The organism is Schnuerera sp., from assembly GCF_035459645.1.
Classification (GTDB): Bacteria; Bacillota; Clostridia; order Tissierellales; family Tepidimicrobiaceae; genus Schnuerera.
On record NZ_DATHXO010000071.1, the window covers coordinates 1 to 2,244 of the forward strand.

2 protein-coding genes are annotated in these 2,244 nt (G+C 32.5%); both read right to left on the reverse strand.

The window, feature by feature from the left end:
* Nucleotides 1-294: 294 nt before the first annotated feature.
* Complete coding sequence (ltrA, locus tag VK998_RS01740; protein ID WP_325224809.1) at nucleotides 295-1,590, reverse strand: group II intron reverse transcriptase/maturase; 1,296 nt, start codon at nucleotides 1,588-1,590, stop codon at nucleotides 295-297.
* Between the two features lie 550 nt (nucleotides 1,591-2,140).
* The coding region (gene rpsU, locus VK998_RS01745) for a 30S ribosomal protein S21 (protein ID WP_325224812.1) at nucleotides 2,141-2,244 on the reverse strand (104 nt) is incomplete at its 5' end.

Genomic DNA, 2,244 nt, shown 5'->3' on the forward strand with positions numbered 1-2,244 from the left:
ATAATTATCCATTCGTTTTATTTTTAAAAACTGGCCACCAATCTTATATATATCAACAAAAATAGTATTTTCTGAAATATCTTTTAATTCATTATAATTCTCAATTATTATTTTCTCATCTTTATAAAGACTTAATTTAATTTTATTATTAAGTTTCATTCAATCACCATTAAAATATATGAAAAAATAATGAAAATATGAAAGAAACATCGAGTAGAGAGAAATAAATAATTTTATTATTACTTATTTCATCCCTCTCACACCACCACACCGTACGGTTCCGTAGTGGGCGGTTTAATGTATGTTCAATTTCAAACGTGAAAATTTATAATATTCCTTCATTGACACTAGTCCTTTTATGGCTAGTGCTTTTGTTGTTATAAATCCATTTAATGATTTAGAAGTATGCGCTATACCTTTTCTTGTATTGGCTAACGCCCATGCATCTTCAGTTGTCTTATTTAATTTGAATATTCTTATTAATTGTTTTAGTGCACTAAATCTTTTAGATATTAGTTTCCAGGCTTTCCATATACAAGCCCTTATTCTTCTTCTAAGAAAACTATCCATTTTAATCATTAATGATTTCATATCTGCTAGTCGATAATAATTTACCCACCCGACTATTACTTGTTTTAACTTAAATAGACGGTATTTTAATTTCACGCTCCAACTTCTTGATGTTAACGCCTTGAGCTTGTCTTTTAATCTTTTGATTGATTTTTGATGTACTTTAACACGTATTTGCTTGCTCCGGGGATTATAGTAATAGCCAAAGCCTAAAAATTTAATAGTCTTATAGCTATCTACTTTGCTTTTACTTTGGTTTACTTTTAAGAATAGCTTGTTTTCTATAAAACTTGTTATTCCTTTCATAACTCTTTGACCTGCTCTAATGCTTCTAACATATATATTACAATCATCAGCATAGCGAACAAATCTTAATCCTCGCTTCATTAGTTCCTTGTCTAGTTCATTAAGCATTATATTTGAAAGCAGTGGCGACATAGGACCACCTTGCACCGTTCCTTCATCACTATTTACTAATAATCCGTTTATCATAATACCGCTTACTAGATATTTCCTAATGATTGATAGTAAATCAGAATCCTTAATAGTATTATTAATAACTTGCATTAACTTATCGTGATTTACCTTATCGAAAAACTTCTCTAAATCAATATCAACTATTATGGTATAACCTTCATTTAGGTATTCTAAACTTTTATTAATTGCCATATGGCAATCCCTATTAGGTCTAAATCCATAACTAAATTCGCAAAACTGTTCTTCATAAATTGGACTAAGTACTTGATTAATGGCTTGTTGGATAATTCTATCAATAACACATGGTATTCCTAGATTTCTTATACCGCCATCCGGTTTTGGTATTTCTACTCTTTTAACCGGTTGGGGTTTATAAGTTCTCGTTTTAATTTGGTTAATGATTTCCTCTTTATGTTTTAGAAAGTAATATCTACCTTCCTGGACATCCATTCCATCTATACCAGCACTACCACCATTCTTTACAACTTTAGTCATTGCATCTTTAAGATTAGATTCACTTAAGACTTTATCTAAAAGTTCCATTGTAAACTGCTCCTTTCCTTGTAGTGTTGTACTATTTACCCTAAAGGCTCCTATGTTCCTTACGATACAATCGAAGTTAGGCTAGTTTAATACCAGTTTACTGTTTTACATACAACACCTAATTTACATTTGCTAGTTTATATACATTATTCAGTCCTTCAGTATTTCTACCTACTATGACCTCTGCTGACTTCTTGCGATTAACCTTTTTCGCACATATAACTATATATGTTCGCAAGACCTCCCGGGGTAAGCCTAATAACCTTCCTCTTTTACTCGCCACATTTACCTATTATTATATCTCCTTGATGCCTACGGGCTTTAGTTTGTTATGCAACCTTACCCATAATAACGGCCTTATGTGATTTGTGTTCCTCGAGTCAAGATTTTGCCTAGAGCTTCCTTCAGCTTTTACCTCACGGTAAACACCTTGCCTTTGGCTAACACTTCGTTTGACATCTTCCCGTGTAAGAGACTTTCACTCCCAAATTATTCAACATGCCCGGCACACATAAAAAAAAAGGCATCAATGCCTTTTTCAAATCAATAGTTAACGAGAACGACGTTTACGAGCAGCTCTTTTCTTCATTTTGCGAACATCGCTAGGTTTTAAGTAATGTTCACGTTTACGCGCTTCTGCAAGGGTACCTGATC